Source organism: Desulfocucumis palustris (assembly GCF_002933875.1).
Taxonomy (GTDB): domain Bacteria; phylum Bacillota; class Desulfotomaculia; order Desulfotomaculales; family Desulfocucumaceae; genus Desulfocucumis; species Desulfocucumis palustris.
Genome location: NZ_BFAV01000041.1, coordinates 1 through 1022, shown reverse-complemented (window position 1 = coordinate 1022; position 1022 = coordinate 1). Strand labels below are relative to the sequence as shown.

Genomic DNA, 1022 nt, shown 5'->3' with positions numbered 1-1022 from the left:
GCCCTGAAAACCGTCCGCGGCCATGGCCGGATTGGGAACATGCTGTGTTGTGAACACCTGCCGTTGCCTTTGCGTTCAGTCATGACCGGCGGATGCATTGAAAAGGGAACAGACTGCTGGGACAATGGCGCAAAGTTTACAGCCGATCTGCTGATCAATGTGGGTACCATTGACGCGGCCAACGGCTTGATGGCTGTGAAAAAGTTGATCTTCGAAGACAAAAAGTTGACGATGAAGCAGCTTAAACAGGCGTTAGCGGTCAACTTTGAAGGTTATGAGGAGATTCAGCGGATGTGCCTTGATGCTCCCAAACATGGGAACGACGAGGACGAAATGAATAATTTTGTCCGGCAGTGCTATGATGTGGTGTATGAGGCCTATTACAAGGCCGGACGCAACTATTGCGGCAAAAAGAGCAAGCCGGAAGCCTATTCCAACAGCCTGCACAATCTGTTTGGCGCCGTGATGGGGGCGCTGCCCACAGGCCGGGGGGCCGGGCGGGCGCTCACGGACGGAAGCGTATCGGCCATGCCCGGCACCGATAAAAACGGGCCTACGGCGCTTGTCAATTCAGCGGCCAAAGCGCTTGACACGGTAAGGTTCAACTCCAACCACTTTAACATGAAGTTCCATCCAGCAGCCCTGGAAGGAACGCGGGGTACAAGGAACCTGCTTGCTCTCATCAAGACCTACATGGATCAGGGCGGGTCGCATATACAATTCAACGTAGTCAGCAGCAAAACCCTGAAGGACGCACAGTTGCACCCGGAAAAATATAAGGATCTGGTGGTCCGGGTGGCAGGGTTCAGCGCATATTTCACCAGGCTGGACCCGGGTGTGCAGAACGAGATTATCAAGAGGACAGAGTTGACTTTTAATTAACCGGTAGATTAATTTAGCCTAGGAGAGTGTTGAAAAACACATTGAAAAAACAATAAACATGTTTCTAAACTACCGCCCGAGGCCGTTCAAAAAGCTCCAGATGCAAGGCGTGGCAAGGCCTCAAGCGGAGGCGTACTCAT

1 protein-coding gene is annotated in these 1022 nt (G+C 52.3%); it reads left to right on the top strand.

Annotated elements, in window-relative coordinates:
• Positions 1–882: pyruvate formate lyase family protein (locus DCCM_RS03370; protein ID WP_305791393.1), on the top strand; the 882-nt coding region annotated here is incomplete at its 5' end.
• Positions 883–1022 lie beyond the last annotated feature (140 nt).